We start from the raw sequence: 2,087 nt of genomic DNA, 5'->3' as shown, positions 1-2,087 counted from the left end.
GCGCCCGCGGCGGCTCGATCGCGCGGCGGCTGCGGATCCGGGCGCGGCTGGGCCGCGCCGCGGCCGCCGTCGAATCGGGGCGCGCGCCGTCGGTCGAACACCTGGCGCGGCTGATCGACGACGCGTCGGCCTTCCCGGGGCAGCTGGACGGCAGCGTGGCCGCCGTGGTGGAGGCGATCGCCGACCATCGGGCGCCGGACACCGACCCGGCCCCGATCGTGGCCGGCGCCGAGCGCTGGGCGGCCGCCACCGGCGATCCCCTGGTGCGGGCCCTGCTGACCCTCGCCCGGACCCGGCTGCTGGGTCGGCAGGTGGCGGACGCCGCGATCGACATCGGGGCCGCGGGGACGGGCGGAGCGCGGTGGGCGGACTGGCGCGCGCCGTCGAACGCCGCCGCCCGCGTGCACCTGTACGAGGCCCGGGAGGCCTACGTGCACGCCCGGCCGCTGCCCTCGCTGCCGCTGCGCCGCTGGGAACGCGTCGCCGAGGAGGACCTGAGATCGATCGACGGCGAACGCCTGCTGTCGCAGTGCCTGCAGCTGCGCCTGGGCTACGGGACGGTGCGGCGCGAACGCCTCGAGGGGCTGCGGCTGCTCGACGTGCACGACGCCGGACGGCACGGCACCCGGCGCATCCACGATCAGGTGCCGGACCTGTTCGTGAGCATCAGCGAGGGCTACCTGATGCTCGGCGACCCCGGCACCGCGCAGGAGGTGCTCGCCCAGCGGCTGCGCGACGCCGGCTCCGACCGGCGCGCCGAACGGATCCGGCGGGCCGCGCAGGCGGCGCTGCTGCGGCTCGCCCGGCGGATGCGCGACCGGCTCCCCGTCGCGATCGCCGGCCCCGGCGCCGCGCGGGAGGCACGCTGGGCCGCCGAAGCGCTGATCGACGGCGTCGATCCGCCGCCGTGTGAGTGGCACGAGCCGGCCCCGGGCGCCGGGCGGCTCGGGCCGGACCGGCCGCTCACCCGGGTACGGGCGGCGCTGGCGGCCGCCACCACGCTCGACGATCTGCACCGGCGCCTGCCGCCGGTCCCGCCGATGTACCTGGCGCTGACCGGGCTCGAGCTGGGCGAGCTGCGGGCGGTGCGCGACCCCGGCGGCGCGGTCGCGCTGCTGAGCCTGGCCGCCGACCGCAGCGGCCCGCGCAGCCCGGTGATCGCGCTGCAGGCGATCACCCTGCTGGCCCTGGCCGTCGTGCACCGCGGCGACGACACCGCCCCGCCGGCGCCGAAGCAGGTCGTCCTCGACCTCAACGCCGCCTACGAGCGCCTGCGCGAGCACGCCGGCGACGACGCCCTGCCGCCCTGGGCGGAGCTCGTCGACTCCCCCGCCGTGCTCACCGGCGCCTGGCGCGGCTGGCTCGAGCGGATCAGGGTCGCCGTCGCCGGGCTCGCCTGGCTCGCCGGGGACGGCGACGCGCCACCGGCGGCGCCGGCGGGCGGCCCGGTCGAGCTGTATCCCGGCCGGTTCGGCCCCCCGCCGCCCGCGCCGGCGCCCCGGCCCGAGCGGGGCGCGGTGGTGCCCGCCACGCTCCGCGTCGCGGACCGCGCCCCGCTGACCATCCTGGCCGCCGCGGTCCGCCCGGCCGGCACCTCGCGGGTCTCCGTCACGGTGCGCGCCCGGCCGCGCCAGCTCGAGGTCAGCGTCGACCGCCTGCCGGCCGCCTGGCGGCCCGACCCGCCCGGGGTGTTCGAGCGCGGCGTGCGGCGGATGCTGGGCGGCCGCCCGCACGGTGTCGTCGCGATGGCGCCCGGCGACCTGGTCCCGGCCCTGCCCGACCTGGTACGCGACGCGCTGCACGTGCGCGGCCCGGGCAGACTCGTCGGCCGGCTCCTGGTCCCGCCCGGCGATCAGGTCCGGTTCTGGGAGGCGGAGATCACGGCCCGCCTCGGCGAGGGCGGACCCACGTGGTTTCGCGAGTGGCGCCACCGGGCCCCCGTCGAAGCGCCGCCGGCCTGGCGGCCGGGCCCTCCGGACCGCGGCGGCGACGGCACCGCCCCGGTGGTGCACCTCGTCGGCCGGCCCGCACCGGGCCGGCCCGGGTTCCAGCTCGGCGCCGCGCCGGCCGCCGACCCGGTCGTCGTC

The 2,087-nt window shown here is 80.1% G+C and carries 1 protein-coding gene; it reads left to right on the top strand.

What is annotated here, in order from left to right; genetic code table 11:
• The coding region (locus tag AB0F10_RS45355; protein ID WP_360640785.1) for a hypothetical protein at positions 1-2,087 on the top strand (2,087 nt) is incomplete at both ends.

The organism is Actinoplanes sp. NPDC026623 (assembly GCF_040638275.1).
GTDB lineage: Bacteria > Actinomycetota > Actinomycetes > Mycobacteriales > Micromonosporaceae > Actinoplanes.
This window is presented reverse-complemented; position numbering and strand designations above follow the sequence as displayed.